Here is a 16,413-nt window from a genome sequence, read left to right as displayed (position 1 = left end):
ATGACCGCCAAGGGATAGCGGACACCCCGACGGTGGCGCAGATCCGGCACCTGTTGAAACTGCTGGTAGATGGCGGCAAGATCCAAGGTCAACGGCTGCTCGCTCCCAAACGGCTGCACGGTCACTGTGGTAGCATTCATGGTGAACACCTCGTTCGGCGCTTTCGCTGTGCGACTCTCGGCTGTGGTCGCACCACCTTCACTGAGCCGGTGCCGGGGCTGGCCATTCCTTCTGCGCGCCGAACCACCCGACTGCGGGCAGAACAGCGCCAACTCGCCCTGGATGTGGGCGGCGAACCAGGGGCACGTCTGGCCCGGCGCCAGGGCATGGGCCTCAGCCCCGACACGTTGCTTCGTCTGGCCCGGAGTACGCCTGAGGATGCGCGTCCAACCCCGCGCTGCCTTGGCATCGATGACTTCGCGCTGCGCAAAGGTCAGGTCTATGGCACGCTCCTGGTCGACCTGGAAGCCCATCGGACGGTGGATCTGATCGAGGAACGCTCCGCCGAGGTGGTCGCGCAGTGGCTGAAGGATCACCCTGGCGTCGAGGTCATGACCCGCGACCGCTCAAACGAATATGCCGAGGGCGCCAGCCGCGGTGCGCCCGATGCGCTCCAAGTTGCCGACCGCTTTCATTTGCTCCAAAACGTGCGTGAGATGCTGCAACGCCTGCTCGATGGGCAGCAAGAGGCGCTGGTGGCAGCCACCCGACCAGAGTCCCCACCTTCCGATCCACCACCGGTGCTTCCTGCCGAGCCGGTGGTCTCCCCGGAGGCGAAAGCACCGGCTGAGGCGAAACCACCGGCTGAACCAGCAGGAGCTTCGTCTCCACGGAACAAGGCCGCGCAACAGAGCTAGGAGCAGCGCGCCCGCCGACAGGCACGTTCCACGGAGGTGCGGGAGTTCCACTCATTCCGTATCTGGAAGCGCAATTAGCCGCCGGCCAGGACAACGGAATGCAGCTCTGGCGGGAATTGCGGGAGCAGCACGGCTACCGTGGCTCACGCGCGCTGGTCTCACGCTGGGTCGCGCAGCATCGCCACCTGGTGCCGCAGCCTGACCCGAACGGCCCGCCCCGACGCGGGCGTGGTCGTCCCCCAGCATCAGCGCCAAGCCCGAAACCACCAGCGCAACGTCGGTTGTCCGCGCGGCAGGCCGCCTGGCTCCTGGTTCGTCGTCCCGAAAAGCTCACGCAGGAGGAGCAGGGCATCATTGAGCGCCTCTGCCAACAAGCGCCCACGGTGGAGGTGGCCTCTGATCTCGCGCAGGAGTTCATCCAGATGGTGCGGGAACGCACGGCTGCGGCGTTTGATGGGTGGCTTCAGCGAGCGCGCGCGAGTGGGATTGCCGAGCTTCAGAGCTTTGTCGTTGGGTTAGAACGCGACCAAGCGGCCGTGGTGGCCGCCCTCTCGTCGCCCTCCAGCAACGGACAGGTCGAGGGCCAGGTGAATCGGCTGAAGCTGATCAAGCGCAGCATGTATGGACGAGCCAAGTTTGACCTGCTCCGTCGCCGCGTACTCGCTCGCGCTTCCTAAGCGACGCCTCCTGCACGGAAAGTGCGGGAGAGCCAGTTTTAGATTAGCATAAACACCGGCGGGCGCAGCGGGTGCCAACGCCATCCATGTCATTCCGAACGCAGTGAGGAATCTTCGCTGATGCGCAGCGAAGACCCCTCGCTCCGCTCGGGGTGCCCCGGCGAGCGCAGCGGGGTGACACGGCGAGCGCAGCGGGGGGCCAACGCCATCCATGTCATTCCGAACGCAGTGAGGAATCTTCGCTGCGGCCCATGGAAGACCCCTCGCTCCGCTCGGGGTGACACGGCAAGCGCAGCGGGGTGCCCCGGCAAGCGCAGCGGGGTGCCCCGGCGAGCGCAGCGGGAGGCAACGCCAGCCATGTCATTCCGAACGCCGTGAGGAATCTTCGCTGCGGCCCATGGAAGACCCCTCGCTCCGCTCGGGGTGCCACGGCGAGCGCAGCGGGGTGCCACGGCGGGCGCAGCGGGGTGCCACGGCGAGCGCAGCGGGGTGCCACGGCGAGCGCAGCGGGGTGCCACGGCGAGCGCAGCGGGGGGGCCAACGCCATCAATGTCATTCCGAACGCAGTGAGGAATCTTCGCTGCGGCCCATGTCCCGCTGGCGCGGCGGCCCCGGTGGGCCGAAGCATGCGCGCTCGGGGGGGGCGTGTGGGTGCCGGAGACCATTTGGGGCGCTTGCTTCGGCCTTACGTGTGCTCTGGCTCGGGTGCAGGCTGGACGTGTTCGGCGAGCCAGCAGAGGATGCCGATGCGGTCGCGGGTGCCCAGGATGAGTGAGCGGAGCGTGCTCGCTTCGGCTTTGCCAAGGGCGTTGCTGTGCGCTAGACGGTTGCGGGTCTTGTGTACGGTCTTGAGCCGGTGGAGTTGCTGTACTAGGTTGCGCTGTTGCTCGGGTGTGACTCGTGCGCATAGCAGCTTTAGGTTCAATGCCGCGTTTGGGTTTGTTTTCCGGTTTTTTAATGCATGCACTGGCGTGCCAATTGTCCAGCCCGCCTTCATGACCTTAAAGGCTTTTGGTGTATGCAAGAAGAAGCGTCGTCGTAGTTCCAGTTCAAGGGCGCGACAGTATTGGATCGCTGGCGCGGCCCAGTCTTCGAGTCCGTCGCTCTGCATATATTCGTGCCAGACATACTCGCCGCTCTTGAGCATCTCGCGGGTGGCTGCGCTCAGCGCCCAGCCAACACGCTTCTGCCAGCAGGCTCCAAAGACCCAGGCTTCCAGGTGCTCTTCGATGGAGTGGGTGTTGCCGCGGAGTTTGACGTACTGCTCGACGGTGCGGCCAACTCCGGTGAAGATGTGGGTACGCAGTTGCTCGGCCTGGGCCGCATGATCGTCGTCGCTATGGGCCTCGTGTTCACGCAGGCGCTGTTCGTGGCGGGTGCGTAGATCAGCCGCCTGGTGGTTGAGGTTGGTCTCGTTGGTGATCCGCACTACATAGGGCGGAATGATGGCCTGCCCGATGACGTGGCAGAGTTGGGGGGTGCGCAGGCAATCTTCCGGGCGCACCAGGTCGTATATTCCGGGGCCAAGATGCGGCTTGGGACAGAGAATCTGTTTCTCACGCTGCACTGGGTTGCCGCCCGGGCTTATCGTATCTGGATCAAGGTAGATACCCTCGCACCTGATTTCCTTGGGCCGCTCGGCCATGTGGCGACTGATATGATCCAGCATCGCTCGTAGCCGGTTCTGCAGATCGGCGAGCGGCATCGAGGGAGTGATGCGGTAGAGGTGGATCTGGAGCGGGATGGGAGCACCGCCGTGGTGACGCTCGGCGCGCCGTTCGATCAGGCGCGACGCGTGGGGGCCTGGCACCTGAGGTTCGGGGAGCGCGGGGAAGAAGAGCACGCCCTGGCACGCACCCAGCAGCGTCATATCGCCGATCAGCTTCTTGACCGCGCCGTGCGTGCGCTCAGGGTCTTGCCCCGCCAGATAATATTTGGCGTCGAGCAGCACCGGCGGCTCACGCCAGATCACGTTCCCGTGCGGATCCAGCAGATCTGGGATCGCGTTCTGCCGGGTGAGCGCATAGTCCGGGCGCACCCCTGGCCCGTTTAGCCAGGCCGCACTCGCGCCGCCGGTGTCTTCGGCCTGGCGGTTATAGGTACTATGAAGTGGCTCGCCGTTCCAGGTGAAGTCTGCCTCAAGCCGGTCACGGCTGATTTGCACTGCTCGGCCTGACAACGCCCCCGCTTCGTTGAGCAGATGCAGGATCTCCAGCATGATCCAGAGCTCATAGAGCCACGCCTCGGCCTTTGCATCGGTGCGCAGGGGTGCCAGGGTTGGGCCGCGACGGGTGCTGCCTCGTCCAACCTGGAACGCAGAAAACCGTTGCCACCACGCCAGCAGATCGCGGTACGGGTTTGGCCCTGGGCGCAGCCGCGCTTCAACCTGGCTGGCCAGGGTCGTGACATCGCTGCGCTGCGCAGGTTCAATGAGCGCACGGGCGTAGGCGGCAGCCAACTCGCGCTCGACATGCTCGTCGTTCGTCGTGAGTGCCTGGAGCTCCTCGGCTGCAAGTGCTTCCCCATCTATGGCTTCGCTGAGCAACGCCTTCATCAAGGCGCGGTAGCTGAGCAGCACGGCAACCGTCAACAAGTTTTCGGGCGTGACCGAACTACGCTGGCGGAGCCGGGTCTCGAAGGTAAGCGGCAACAGGTCGGGGTTCTCACGCCAGTTACGCTGCATTGTCCGCGGCCAGTCGATATCGCCACGCGTCGGTGCAACCTCGCTCAGGCGGGCCTGGTCGGTTTGCAAACTCAACTGGCGCCGGATCCGCGGCATAATGTCGCCGAGCAGTTCGTCACTGAGCGTACGCAGTTGCAGCAAGCGGTCGTACTGCGCAAAGAGCGGTGCAATGTCGCTGCCGGTGTAGAACGTCTGGAACTGGCCGCGAAACAGGCGCTGCTCATGCAAGAGCAGCAGGCGCATCACCCGCCGCTGAAGTCGCTGCGACCAGAGTCTGCGCCGATCCTCGTGTACCGCGCTGGTGATCGGTTCATCGTCCTGGTTACCTGGCGTGACCGTCATAGCCCACGCTCCACTTTGAAGGTGCGCAGCCGCTTCACAAACAGCGGAAGGGCATAACCGCTGTTCTGCCAGTGGAAGAGTTCAACGACTTCTTCTTCACGAAGCTGCGGCGGGCGCTGATCATCATACGCATCAGCGTCTTCGTTGAGACTCACAATCGCACTGCCATCCTGGCGCACGATCGCGTTGAGCGCATCGACCTGGGCCATAAAGCGGCGCGGGCTGCTCAGCAGCCGAAGCAGGATCGCGTTGAGCCTGGCGGTCAAGGCGGTCACCGTCGAGGTCACGTCAAACGCGGCGATCAGCACCTCCAGTTCGTCGGGCAACAGCACCTGGAGCTGATCGGCAAGCGTATCGCAGAGGGCCTGGTCGGCTGCGGCCACCCAGCGGTCGAGCGTCATACCCGGCTGCACGGCTCCGGCAATCAGCATCTGGCGCAACAAGGCGATTGCCTGGGCCGTGCCGAGTTGCCGGTAGATGCGAATGACCTCGAAGACCTTCCAGAGAAAGTCGAACGCAAGCGCCAGTGGTGCGTCTGGCGCGGCCCAGACAACGTGGTAGCCGCTGCCGGTGCGCGTGATTGACACCACGCCCGACCAGTTCACGCTGCCATTGGCATCGAGCGTGATCGTCGGCGCGAGATGCACGATGCCCTTGAGTGCTCTGGCCAACACCATTGCCTGTTCCTCGTCGCGACGCTGGCGGGTCGGCGGCGGGATCTCAATAAAAGCGAAACGGCGCTTCAGGGCCTCGCTGAGCTGGTTCAGGTAATTGCGGTCGAAGCTATTCAGCGTGCCAATGATGCGGAAGTCTTGCGGGATGGGCAACTCTGCGCTGCCGCCATCAACCGGCACACGCAAACGATCACTGCCGCCCAGGGCAGTGATGGCCTCACCGAGGGCCAAGTCAATCGGGGCACGATTGAACTCATCGATCACCAGCCAGCAGCCACGGAACTCCTGCTCGGCACCACCAGCGACATAACTCGGTGCGCGGAGACTCTTGCGCTGCGGGGCCATCCAACCAGCCGGTTTCGTCTCACTGACCGCCCAGTTGGCAAAGATCGCCTGGGCCAGATGGCCGTACTGAATGCGATAGGTTGGCTTGCCGCCCTCGCTGACCGGGGCCAGGCCGCCAATCAGGGTACGGACGCTCCACTCGTCGGTGGCGGTAACCAGGAGCGTGGTGAAGGCACTGGTCATCACCTTCTGTTTCTGCACCGCCGGACCGAGCGGATTGGGATTCGCCCCGGCCACCACCTCGCTTTGCCAGAGCATCTCGGGGATCCGGCGGGCCAGTTCGGTCTTGCCGGTACCAGGCGGGCCACTGAGAATGACATGGCCGGCCAGCAGCGCATGGTAGATCCGCCGGATCAACGCCTCATCGATCAGGATCTCGCTGCGCAACTCGGCGATCAATGCCTTCAACAGTACCTCAGGCGTCGCCGGCAGCGGGCTATCTTCTTCACCTAATGTCAGCAGTTCGGTTTCATTGGGGGGTGTGGAAACAGCCAGTCCAATGCGCTTACGGCCCTTGTCGGTGATGCGCCAGACACCTCTCGTCGAACCATCAAGATCACCTGCCTCACGCAAATCATTGCGAACCCACATAACGAGATTCTTCCAGCGATTCATCCCGCTAGGGAGGTTACCTTGACGCTCTTCTTCAGTGAGTTGGAAATACTCGGCGAGACGTTGAACAACATCATCTGGTTTTGCCTCACCACCCTTCTCGGCAAGCGTATGTAGCAGGGGTTCCTCGATTGCATCGCGCTTTGGGAATGGCATACAGACCCTTTCATCCAATCAGCATCCAGCACACGAGCTCAAGGTCGTCACGGGTGAGCGGCTCGCTTTCGGGGCGCAAGGCCGTCGCCGGGGTGTCGGCCATCTGGAATTCGTCGAAGAGTTTCTGGAGCATCGCCAGCAACAGGCCGTAGTCTTTCTCCTGCTGGTAGCGGGCGGCGATGGCGCGCAGGTCTTTGATGAAAGCTGTCGGCAGTGGGTTGCGTAACGCAGCAAAGACGGCCTGGGCCTGGGTTCGCTCAACCCCCGGGGCCGACCAGCCGGCCCGCACAATCTGGCCCAGGTCGCGCTGCACTTTGTCGAGGGTCTCGCCGAGCGCTGCTGTGCCACGCTGCTCTTGCAGGGTGGTCAAAATGTCCTCGGCCAGCAACTCCAGGATCTGCTCAGCCTCGGGAGGATCGAGCCAGTCTTCGGCGCGTGGTTCCTCGCGGCTAGCGCGGATCAGTTCGTGGATCTCGAAGCGGTTATCGCTGGCGTACCGGTTGCGCGTATCATAGAAGCGCCAGAAGTGGCGATCTTTGTAGCGGTAGTAGGCAAAGAGGCCCTGGCGTTGGCCTCGCCGCAGGCTCGAGTGGATCCCGCCCGGCAAGTCGCGAACCAGTTCCTCGCCATAATGGCGCAGGTAGGCCAGCAATTGCTGACGCATCAACTCATTGCCGGCCAGTTCACTGACTTGGCCCCAGTAGATCAGGCTGCTATCGTCGCCGGCAGCCAACTCGCGCAGCGTATTGAAGGTGCGCGGAGTGACCAACTCGCCCAGTACGCTGGCATCCAGACCGATTGTCTCGTTGATCGCATGCAAGCGCGTCTGGATGCGCTCGACCAGGCGCAGCAAAACTTCCAGGTCGTCGGCGGGGAAGATATTCGCGATCTGGATGAGCGGGTGGGGGTTGCCAAGGCGGTCGATCCGCCCGTTGCGCTGGATCATACGGGTCGGATTCCAGTGCAGGTCGTAGTTGATCAGTCGGTCGGCATCTTGCAGATTCTGGCCCTCGCTCAGCACGTCGGTGGCGATCAGCAGGTTGATCTCGTTGGCAGGGTCAACCGTGGGGCGCGCTTTGTTGCTCAAGGGGGCGAAGCGCTCGATCAGCCGTTGCCGTTCGCGGGGCGGGATGTCACTGCTGAGCACAGCGACCTGCCGCCCGGCGAGATCAGGATCGGCGGCGATCTGTGCGGCGAGATAGTGGGCCGTGTCGCGGTAATACGAGAAGATGACGATCTTTGCCTCGGCCAGGGTGCGCAACTCGGCCAGAAAGGCCTGGAGCTTGGTATCTGCGTCCGGGCCAAGCGGATCGATCCGGGCGATGATCGCGTCGAGCAGGTGCAAGTCGTGCGCAACATGCGCCTCGATCGTGGCAACGTGATAGCGAGCCGGGTCGATTGGCTCCAGGCTTGCAAGCATCGCATCGAGGCCGACCGGGTCGTCGTCTTCTTCTAGCCGCAGGATGCGCCGATGCGCGCCGCTGTGCAGCAACCGTCCCATCCGCAATTGCGCCAGGAACTGGGCCTCGAAGTCACGCAGACGGTGGATGCTACGTCGGAAGGCGACGACGCTGCTCTCGAAACGCTTCAACAGCGTCGTCTTGAGCAGGCCGACGATGCCGCCGTTGGTCATCGCACGCAGCTTGTCGCTGGCGGCTGGCGTGATCAGATAGCTCTCGGGGTTGTAGGCCGGCAGTTCCAGTTCCTCAATCGCACTGGTGATCTGGCCAAACAGGCCGTTGTAGGCGTCGCCCAGGTTATAGCGGAGCGTCTGCAGCGGTGCGCGTTTTGGGAAGCGCAGCGGCTGGTCGTTGATCGTCACCTCGCCGTAGTGCTCCTGAATGAAGGCGCGTGTACGGCGAATGACCACCTCTTCGAGCAGGTTGAAGAGCGCACCGCCTGCGCCACTCAACCCTTCGGCCTCCTTGAAGTACTGGCGCAACGAACGAATGCCGGCCTCGCGGAAATACCCATCGTTGCCGCGCGTCCAGAGCGCGATCTGGTGATAGAGATCCCAGAGGCTGTTGTTGATCGGCGTGGCCGTGAGCAAAGCTACCCGCTTGGGCTCGCCGCTGGCCAGGATGCGGCTCAAGTTCTGATAGCGCTGGGCCTGCGGATTCCGGAAATTATGGCTCTCGTCAACGAGCACAAACTCGGCGTCACTATGCTGACTTACCGGATAGTCGGCTCGCCCCAACTCCTCCATCCCGATGATCCGCGCAGCGATGCGGCTCTCCTCGATCTGGCGTTGCCACATCTCGCGCAACTGGGCCGGGCAGATGATCAGTGCGCGTTGGCGCTGGTAATAGGCAAACAACTCCAACAACTTCTTGCCGATGTAGGTCTTGCCCAGACCAACACTATCAGCGATCATCACCCCGTGGTAACGGCGCAAAATCCGCTGGGCCTTCTGGAACGCCTCGTGTTGAAACGTCGCCAATTCAACCACCGAGCGCGTCGGGTCGAGCGCCGCCTCTTTATCCAGATCGTCTTTGAAATACTCATAGAGCGTCTTGATATAGATCTCGTGGGGCGAATAGGGGAAATCGCCAAACTGCGAGCGGCGCAGCGTCGCGATCAACTCCTCCTTGCAATCAACGGCCTGGGGCGCATGCCACATCCGCTCGTACCAGGCCGAAAAGTCGTTGACGATCGGAATGTCGCGGTGTACGGCATTCAGTTCAGTATTGCTCGTAAGCCCGTTGCTGGTGAAGTTGCTACTGCCGACGACCGCCGCGCCCTGGACAATATAAGCTTTCGCGTGAAAGAAACCCGGCCCATTGCCACCCTCGCTATAGCGCCGGATCTGCACAGCCTCCTTGCCATCGACCGGTGGGCGCTGCAAAAAAGCCAGCAACCGCTCGACACGCACCTGAAGTGCCGCCCGATAGCGTTCACGGCGCAGATCGCGGGCAACCTCATCAGCCACACGCGACTCACCAAAGAGCAAGCGCAACTCACGCAACCCTTCGAGCGCATCGGCCAACAGCGCATAGCCACTCAGCGCAAAATAGCCCGTCGCGATATCAGCCCAGGGCGATCCGGCCATCAGACGCGCCAGCGCCTCGTGAACCGTCATACTGCCTTCGTGATTATCAAGGATATAGGGCACCCCATCGGGCGCACGGTGCTCACGAATGGCCTGCTTCCCCCGGTCTGATGGCTCTTCGTACATGATCGTCCTCGCAGAGTGCCGGTCGTGCGTATCCGTTCAAACCCACCTGAGACCGCACAGGCCTTCAAGACCAGTGAGGTCTCCCATCCTCAGTATACCGAGCAAAGAGGGCACAAATGAGCGTTCCTGGCAAGCACCCCGCTTTGTGATCTCCGTATCGGCCCGTACGTCCATGCGCCGGGCAATACGGTAAGTATACCCTATAGTAGGGGCACGGCTTGCCCGCGCCCCAACGGCGCCGCCCCATGGCAGCCCCGGTGACACCACCCGCGATCGTTCCATGCCCACGGCTGTAGGGGCGCAGCAGCCCATGGCCCCTCCGTTGCCCGCAGGCTGGTCCCATCGCTGCTGCGCCCACCGCAGCAGCCCATGGCCCCTCCGTTGCCCGCAGGCTGGCCCCATCGCTGCTGCGCCCACCGCAGCAGCCCATGGCCCACCTGTTGCCCCCAGGCGGATCCCCATCGCTGCTGCGCCCCACGGTAGCGCCGGTGGCACCACCTACCCCTGATTGAACCAGGCTCGGCCTGTGGAAACCTCCGGCGTGATCCAATTTCGGATACCTAGCCTATCTCTCAGATTCATCTCTTATGAAGCTGCTCAATACTTCAAAAAGACGGCGGCCATGCCTAAGAGTTCTCACCCTCTCAGTTCGAATCATTCCAATAATTTCATGCGCCTGGCCATGGCGATATTCGCCTCTTGATGAATTTCTTGTTGCCGCTGTTAATGCATTTTCAATTTCATTTTTAGGTCGACTTTCTAAATTTGTGGTTGGAAGTGGCCTGGAATTAAAACCCCTTCTGAAATATTCTTGTAATGCGTCTTGATCTGTCAGTAGCCAAGTTTCCACAAAATGCGCCATTAGATATAAGTGTCTTTCTGTTGCCCAATTAGGACGTTGCCAACTGTCCTGTGCTCTACGAGCAACAACATCCCAAACACGTATTCCCTCAGGGGCTTCTGTTTCAGCATCAACGAGGAGGACACAAAGATCATTTGGGTGTTGGGCCTGATGATTTGTAAAACCACGAAAAGTGTTTGCCCTTCCTTTGCCACGAACGATCTCCAACGAATGATATCCATTATCTCTCGCGAGCAGATGAAGGTCGTTCAAAAATGTCTTCCATCCTCGCCTAAAATCGCTATCGGCGACTCTACCTTCCGCACCACCTTCGACATAAACTCGGACGCATCTCTTTACCATCGATTGCCTCCAAGCTCACCAGATGTCCAAAGTTCGCCGAGATTGTGGCTTGCTCGCCAGTCTTTGTATTCTTCTTGACTAAAACGCCGGACAACTGATCCTTTTAATCCTGTATCAAATGCAAATAGTACGTCAAAATCATCTTGTAAAGCCGATAGTAGATGTTCAGAGTGTGTTGTGATGACTAACTGTGTCTTTGCGGAAGCCTCAATTATCATTGTGGCCACCATTCTAATCATATCTGGATGCATTCCTAGTTCCGGTTCCTCAAGACAAATAAGAGGTGATGGATTAGGCTGAAGCAGAATAGCGGCTAGCGCCAAAAATCTCAGTGTACCGTCAGATAATCGTCTTGCAGGTAAGGGAACTTCGAAGGGAGACTCTTGTATTTCTAGCCCCACTCGTCCAAATAGTATTCGAGTTGCATAGTCGACATATGTTTCCTTCAACTCTCCAAGGAGATTGCGAATTTTATCATGAGTACTTGTTTTCTCTAAGCCATTTAGCACCAAAGGTAGATCATTCATTAGCTCAGAGAGCGTGGTATTTGAACGATTTGCAGGTGTTGACTCACGGAGATTCGAAGTGCGGCCAAATGTCCACTCAGAATAAATACGAAAACTAGCATAAAGGCTTGAAAGGCGCGTAATTTCCGGGTATTGCTCGACATCCCGTATTTGACTTAGGATTGATTGAAACGGATCATACTCGTTTATGCCAAGAGTTCTTCTCCTACGCCTTTTCCCTGTGCTAACAGTACTTAAGAATGCTTCGCTTCGATAGGAACCGACAAAATAGGGGTCTTGTGCTTCACTTTGCACTCCTGGACTGGTAATTAACTCCTCAAGCGGTGCACGCGAATGTTGTGGTGGGCCTAGTCGGATCTGATGTGAAATGTCTGTCTGATGTTCTGATAAAGTTGCCACAACTTGAAGCAAGGCACTTGCAGATTGTGAATCCGCTCCCCTATAAAGCCATTCTTCAAACCCAGAATCCTTAAATGTTTCCTGTATATCTAAGGGGGCATAGCGCAACATGCGTATACAGTCAATTAGATTCGACTTTCCGGCTCCATTTGGGCCAACTAATATATTCAGTTTTCCGAGTTTGAAAGAGGTCTTCTCGCCAAAGGAAAGCAACCCTTCGACAAGTAATTCTTTAATAGGTGTCGATAAATGACTGTCTCGTGCTACTTCTTCAGAAGATAGTAAGTCTGAGGCAGTCAGATTACGCACCCTATTTTGGGTTCGCATCGGGCTAATGCGAATTTGTGCCTCGCTTGAATCTGTCATATTATCTCCAACCAATCCTCTTCCCAGTCTTGTGCTGTACCAAAGCTATATAACAGTTCAAAGTTCTCGTTTGGCTCAGATCCGTGTGCATTAGAATAACCAAATTCATATATAAATACATCAATTACATCTCGAATGCTTACTACATCATCATTTAGGCCGTAGTCACGGTAGAGAACGACAGATAAGTCGGCAACTTGAACTGGATTTGAATAGAGAAGGTGTTCAAAAGCTAGTTGTGCGTGATTAACAGGAAGAGAGTAATTCCGGCCAGTGATCTTAACTACTTTACGAAAGGGTTGCCCTGGTCGGAGTGAACTGGGCGCATATGAGCCGGCAACATTCTCGTTGAGCCAAAGATTCATAGGACTTGCTTTCTGTTCTGTGAATAGCTTAATATAAGGAGTTCCTAAAGGATTATCGCTTACACGTAAATATTGTCTAAAGAAAGCGGTGAAATCGGGTTGAAGATCTTCAAGTCTATTTAATTGTGCTGAACGTTGTTGTAGATAGAGATATCCCGGAAAAAGAGTGTGTGTCTTCTGCTCACGCAGACGTGACAATGCACGAGCAACAACTTGTCTGCGAATGACTTGCGTCACTACGACGCCTCCTTTATTTGAGACATGTCAATTTGCGAGATATCTAGATCAATTCCAATGGCGGAACGGCCCATCTGTTTCGCCACATCAAGGGTTGTACCTGTACCCATAAACGGGTCAAGAACCACTCCTGGCATAAATGGAGCCCCACATCCACAATCAGTCCACCCACGGGACATACGTTTAGCGAATGTAAATTCGCGAAAGTAGCCGCCTAGGATCTCTTTAGCTTCCAAAGCGAGCTTCCGCACATGCTCTGCGTTCTTGTCTGTACCTGTTTGTACACGTCTTGCTTTGCCTGCATCAGATATTCCTGTTGCTTGAATTGCAGCGATGTGTTCTGGTGTTAGGTTCTTTTCTTTTGCGATCTCTAGAGCCCGTTTCGCTTGAGGGCGAGAGGTATCAAGTTCTGCTGTTCGCTCCACGATACGCCTTCGTGGTTTGCCACATTTGCTACAGACAAACTGTGGGCAACCCAATGTAATGACTCTGTCTACAAGCTCAGTCGGAAATGGAGCTAAATGCTTTCCTAAATTGCGTTGTTGGGTGATTTCCCATACGTCTCCAGGATTAGCACCTTTTTTTCCGAGGCTATATCGTTCGGCATAGCCAAACAAGTCGTAATAATAACCGTTAACCGCGAAGTGAAGGATGTATTCGTGTCTGCCTGCCAGACGGTCTTGTACGGGATCTGGCATTCCGCCCTTCTTTACCCAAATAATGCGGTTGCGAAGAATCCATCCGGCTCTGCGCGCACGTGCTTCAACAAGGCTAGGGACTCCTTGAAGACTTCTTTGCCAGTATGTGTCGCCTATATTGAGAAACACTGAGCCAGATGGCCGTAACACTCGGCGCCATTCTGCCATTGCCGCAATGATTGCTTCCACGTACTCTTCAGACGTCGCTTCCTGGCCTATTTGTCCCTCAAAGCCGTAATCACGCTTCCTCCAATAGGGTGGTGAGGTAACTACTAAATCAACATAATTGGCGGGTATGAAGGATAAAAGACGGGCGTCGCCTTTGTAAATAGCGTAAAACGGTTCCATTATGTCCTTTTCCATAGATCTCCCTAAGATTCTCCGGAGAGTTGGCTCAGGCATATGGCAGTTCTTTAGATGCTCTCTTGGCTTGCTCTCAGGTGCCTCCTCGTTTGCTCGGTATAGTCACTCTTGCGTTGTTGCGAGTATACTCTCTATGTCGGTGCGAAGGAACTGTAAACGGTGCGCTCGCTTTTGTCCCGGTGCTTTTGGCATTGGTCTCAGCTCTCCAGCTTTTATTCGCCGCCTTAAAGTTGATAGTGAAATACCCAATGCATCACATACTTCTTTCGCTGTCATTGTTATATTCTTCATACTATCTCTCTTGTTGCTGGTTGCTATTGATATAATTGGCATCTTTGAATTGACTGACACTAATGATACGATACAATGGTGCAAAAGTCAAAGCTGCCTACTTTGGTGCCATCCCTTATAGTACTATTGTTCACTCTACTCATTCTTGCCTCCGTGTGCTGAGGCCTGGCATTCGTATTTCAGATTCCATATAATGACCTGCATTAAACCGTGCGCGATCGTAGGGCTAGGGGGCCATTATGACACAAGGAAACCCAAAAAACCAGGCGGGTAAACCGGTCGTGGTGCAGTTGAATGTCGGTGGAGCGCGCCCCAGAACGGGCTGTATCATGAGCTTCATCATGCTCATCATCACGGCTGCCACGCTGATCGGGCTTGGCGCGGCAGCACTGGCCGTGTTTGCCCCGAATCTGCTCACGTCGATCTTCTCGCGAGTGACAGGCTATGAAACCATTCAGTCGCGCCCCGTCCAAGGCGACCCCGCCAACTATGATCCCGTCGCCGCCTATGCCTCCATGCAAGCCTTCGCAGGTGAAGGCGCGCAACTCATCAGCCTCGATGCCCAGTTTGTGCGCCCAGATGGCACGCTGGACTTGACCGCTAGCTATACGCCTTCGCCCAGAGTCAGCGCCGAGTTTGCGCTGGAAGTAGCGCCACCTGCGGATGCACCGCCTATTGGCGCAGGAGGCTTGGGGACATGGTATCGGCGCGTGACGATTCAGGCCTATCGCCCCGGTCAACAGGGGCGCGTTTCGTCGCGCGGCCCGGGCGGCAGCGTGACCTACACCTACGTCAATCAGGGCATGACCCGCGACATTGATGACCCCGCCACTGATACGTTTACCTTCCTGCCCGCCCCCACCTGCGCCTTTGCCGACCTATGGCAGGTGGCGCTAGAGCGCGGCGCGCCTGCCAATGCCGTAGCGACCATTGAATATGACGATGAAGGCTATGATTTCCGCATCCGCGACGTGAATGTTCGGGTTCAGTTTGACAGCGCGTGCCAGGTAAAAGATTAAAACCACGTTCTTGGCCGCAAAAGAACGCAAAGAACGCAAAAGACGGCCCATCGCATCGCAGATGCGGGGGTCCGTTGATGGATAGAGCATCGCATACGGAGGAGTACACGATGAGCACATATACGTGGAATGAGCATTTTGAGGCGCAAGAGGTTACGTATATTCTTGAGCTTGGCGATGAAATTATTGTCGTTGAGCACGTTCCGGCACGCGTCAATGTCGAAACGGGTGAACGTCTGTTTGCGCCGGAAACTGTTGTGCGCCTACAGGCTATTGTCCAGTCACGACCGGCCCCTCAAAGGGTGCTGCGTGCGCCCGTCTTTGATTTTGCTGCGTAACGAAGCTGTAGGGCGCAGCAGCCAAGCGGTGGGCGATGCGGTTACGGCACGCGCCATGGGCTGCTGCGCCCCTACTCGCCGGCCCGGCACCCGCCATCGCCGTGATCGCCGGCCCGTCACCCGCCATCGCCGGGGTAAAGGCCCCGCACCACGGATGCGGTTGGTTCGCTGTAGGGGCGCAGCAGCCCATGGCCCCCCCGTTGCCCGCAGGCTCGTCCCATCGCTGCTGCGCCCAGCGCAGCAGCCCATGGCCCCCCCGTTGCCCGCAGGCTGGTCCCATCGCTGCTGCGCCCCATGGCAGCCCCGGTAACACCACCCCGCCCCTGATTGACCCAGGCCCGGCCCGTCAACACATCCGGCGTAATCCATGCCGCCCCGCCGCCGCGGCCCCCCCCCGTACGGGCACGGCGCCGCCGTGCCCCAACAGCCGCCGCCCCGCCGGCCGTCACCCCAGGCCCGGGAATCGTCGGGACGGGGGGCATTATAGTATTAGTCTTCATGCGCTTTAATTTCCATCAACGAGCCGGGGAGCATCAGGGGCAGTGCCTGTTGCACCTGTGGCATTGTGTCCATTGAGGCTATATTTCAGCTTTCGCGGCAGACATTCGTCAAGCAGCACGCGCATCGTTCATCTCCAGGACAAGCGCTTCTAAGCGGGCTAAAACGGTATCGACTTGTTCCCGGCTGACTGACGGGAAATCGTCTAAAAAATCCGTGATCGTGTCACCCGCTCGTACATAGTCGAGCAGATTTTTGACCGGTACCCGCGTGCCGGCAAAGACTGGGGTTCCGCTCAAAATATCTGGGGATTGTACGATGAGGATCGCCATCTTCGGTGTCATCACGTACCTCCTGTGTCGGCCCGCAAACAGCGCTGATGAAAGTATAGCATAATCTTAGTCCATCCACCCGTCACCCGCGATCATTCCATGCCCACGGCCGTTGGGGCACGGCACCGCCGTGCCCCAACAACGGCACCACTACGCTGAAAATGGGGGAACGTGGTTCCTTTCACGTATAGAGTTTTTGCTACGCCGCTTTCTGATGCGGTGCAGCAGCGGCAGGCGTGTCGTGTGAGGTGTCAA

Annotated in this window: 14 protein-coding genes; 4 read left to right on the top strand and 10 right to left on the bottom strand. The window is 58.3% G+C overall.

The genetic code is table 11. The features are described from left to right. The coding region (locus A9Q02_RS00285; RefSeq protein ID WP_141508614.1) for an ISL3 family transposase at positions 1-857 on the top strand (857 nt) is incomplete at its 5' end. A gap of 98 nt (positions 858-955) precedes the next feature. Further along, complete coding sequence (locus A9Q02_RS00280) at positions 956-1,534, top strand: transposase (RefSeq protein WP_097650345.1); 579 nt, start codon at positions 956-958, stop codon at positions 1,532-1,534. 685 nt (positions 1,535-2,219) lie between these two features. On the opposite strand, the gene A9Q02_RS00275 is transcribed toward A9Q02_RS00280, so the two are convergent. From A9Q02_RS00275 to A9Q02_RS25270, 8 genes are all read right to left on the bottom strand, one after another. Then, the gene (locus A9Q02_RS00275; RefSeq protein WP_097650344.1) at positions 2,220-4,559 is read right to left on the bottom strand and encodes a hypothetical protein; all 2,340 of its coding nucleotides are present in this window, start codon (positions 4,557-4,559) and stop codon (positions 2,220-2,222) included. Further along, positions 4,556-6,346: a winged helix-turn-helix domain-containing protein gene (locus A9Q02_RS00270; RefSeq protein ID WP_097650343.1), complete on the bottom strand. Its 1,791-nt coding sequence runs from the start codon at positions 6,344-6,346 to the stop codon at positions 4,556-4,558. Before A9Q02_RS00270 ends, A9Q02_RS00275 begins: the two co-directional genes overlap by 4 nt. A 10-nt stretch (positions 6,347-6,356) precedes the next feature. Beyond that, entirely contained in the window at positions 6,357-9,521 is a 3,165-nt protein-coding gene (locus tag A9Q02_RS00265) for a helicase-related protein (protein WP_097650342.1), read from the bottom strand. Between the two features lie 565 nt (positions 9,522-10,086). Next, on the bottom strand, positions 10,087-10,635 hold the full coding sequence (locus A9Q02_RS00260; RefSeq protein ID WP_172450444.1) for a DUF4276 family protein: 549 nt from the start codon (positions 10,633-10,635) through the stop codon (positions 10,087-10,089). An 83-nt stretch (positions 10,636-10,718) separates the two neighbouring features. Next, entirely contained in the window at positions 10,719-12,017 is a 1,299-nt protein-coding gene (locus tag A9Q02_RS00255; protein ID WP_097650340.1) for an AAA family ATPase, read from the bottom strand. After that, positions 12,014-12,619: a hypothetical protein gene (locus tag A9Q02_RS23485; protein ID WP_141508612.1), complete on the bottom strand. Its 606-nt coding sequence runs from the start codon at positions 12,617-12,619 to the stop codon at positions 12,014-12,016. Before A9Q02_RS23485 ends, A9Q02_RS00255 begins: the two co-directional genes overlap by 4 nt. Then, positions 12,619-13,680 (bottom strand): DNA-methyltransferase, encoded by a 1,062-nt coding sequence (locus A9Q02_RS00250; RefSeq protein WP_216361418.1) that lies wholly within the window; start codon positions 13,678-13,680, stop codon positions 12,619-12,621. The genes A9Q02_RS23485 and A9Q02_RS00250 overlap by 1 nt, the downstream gene beginning before the upstream one ends. Positions 13,681-13,782: 102 nt before the next feature. Next, positions 13,783-13,956, bottom strand: coding sequence for a helix-turn-helix domain-containing protein (locus tag A9Q02_RS25270; protein ID WP_425430785.1), 174 nt, complete (start codon positions 13,954-13,956; stop codon positions 13,783-13,785). Between the two features lie 356 nt (positions 13,957-14,312). Between A9Q02_RS25270 and A9Q02_RS00240 the strand changes: the two genes are divergently transcribed. After that, positions 14,313-14,990: a hypothetical protein gene (locus A9Q02_RS00240; protein ID WP_141508610.1), complete on the top strand. Its 678-nt coding sequence runs from the start codon at positions 14,313-14,315 to the stop codon at positions 14,988-14,990. Between the two features lie 110 nt (positions 14,991-15,100). Then, complete coding sequence (locus tag A9Q02_RS00235) at positions 15,101-15,328, top strand: hypothetical protein (protein WP_097650336.1); 228 nt, start codon at positions 15,101-15,103, stop codon at positions 15,326-15,328. Positions 15,329-15,444: 116 nt separating this feature from the next. On the opposite strand, the gene A9Q02_RS00230 is transcribed toward A9Q02_RS00235, so the two are convergent. Together A9Q02_RS00230 and A9Q02_RS00225 are read right to left on the bottom strand one after the other, a co-directional pair. Then, positions 15,445-15,828 (bottom strand): hypothetical protein, encoded by a 384-nt coding sequence (locus A9Q02_RS00230; RefSeq protein WP_141508608.1) that lies wholly within the window; start codon positions 15,826-15,828, stop codon positions 15,445-15,447. Positions 15,829-15,936: 108 nt separating this feature from the next. Next, positions 15,937-16,170, bottom strand: a complete 234-nt coding sequence (locus A9Q02_RS00225) for a DUF433 domain-containing protein (RefSeq protein ID WP_097650334.1) — start codon at positions 16,168-16,170, stop codon at positions 15,937-15,939. Positions 16,171-16,413: the final 243 nt, after the last annotated feature.

The sequence above is a fragment of the Candidatus Chloroploca asiatica genome (genome assembly GCF_002532075.1).
GTDB classification, from domain to species: Bacteria; Chloroflexota; Chloroflexia; order Chloroflexales; family Chloroflexaceae; genus Chloroploca; species Chloroploca asiatica.
The sequence above is the reverse complement of the archived record's forward strand: the minus strand, read 5'-3'. Positions and strand labels throughout refer to the sequence as shown.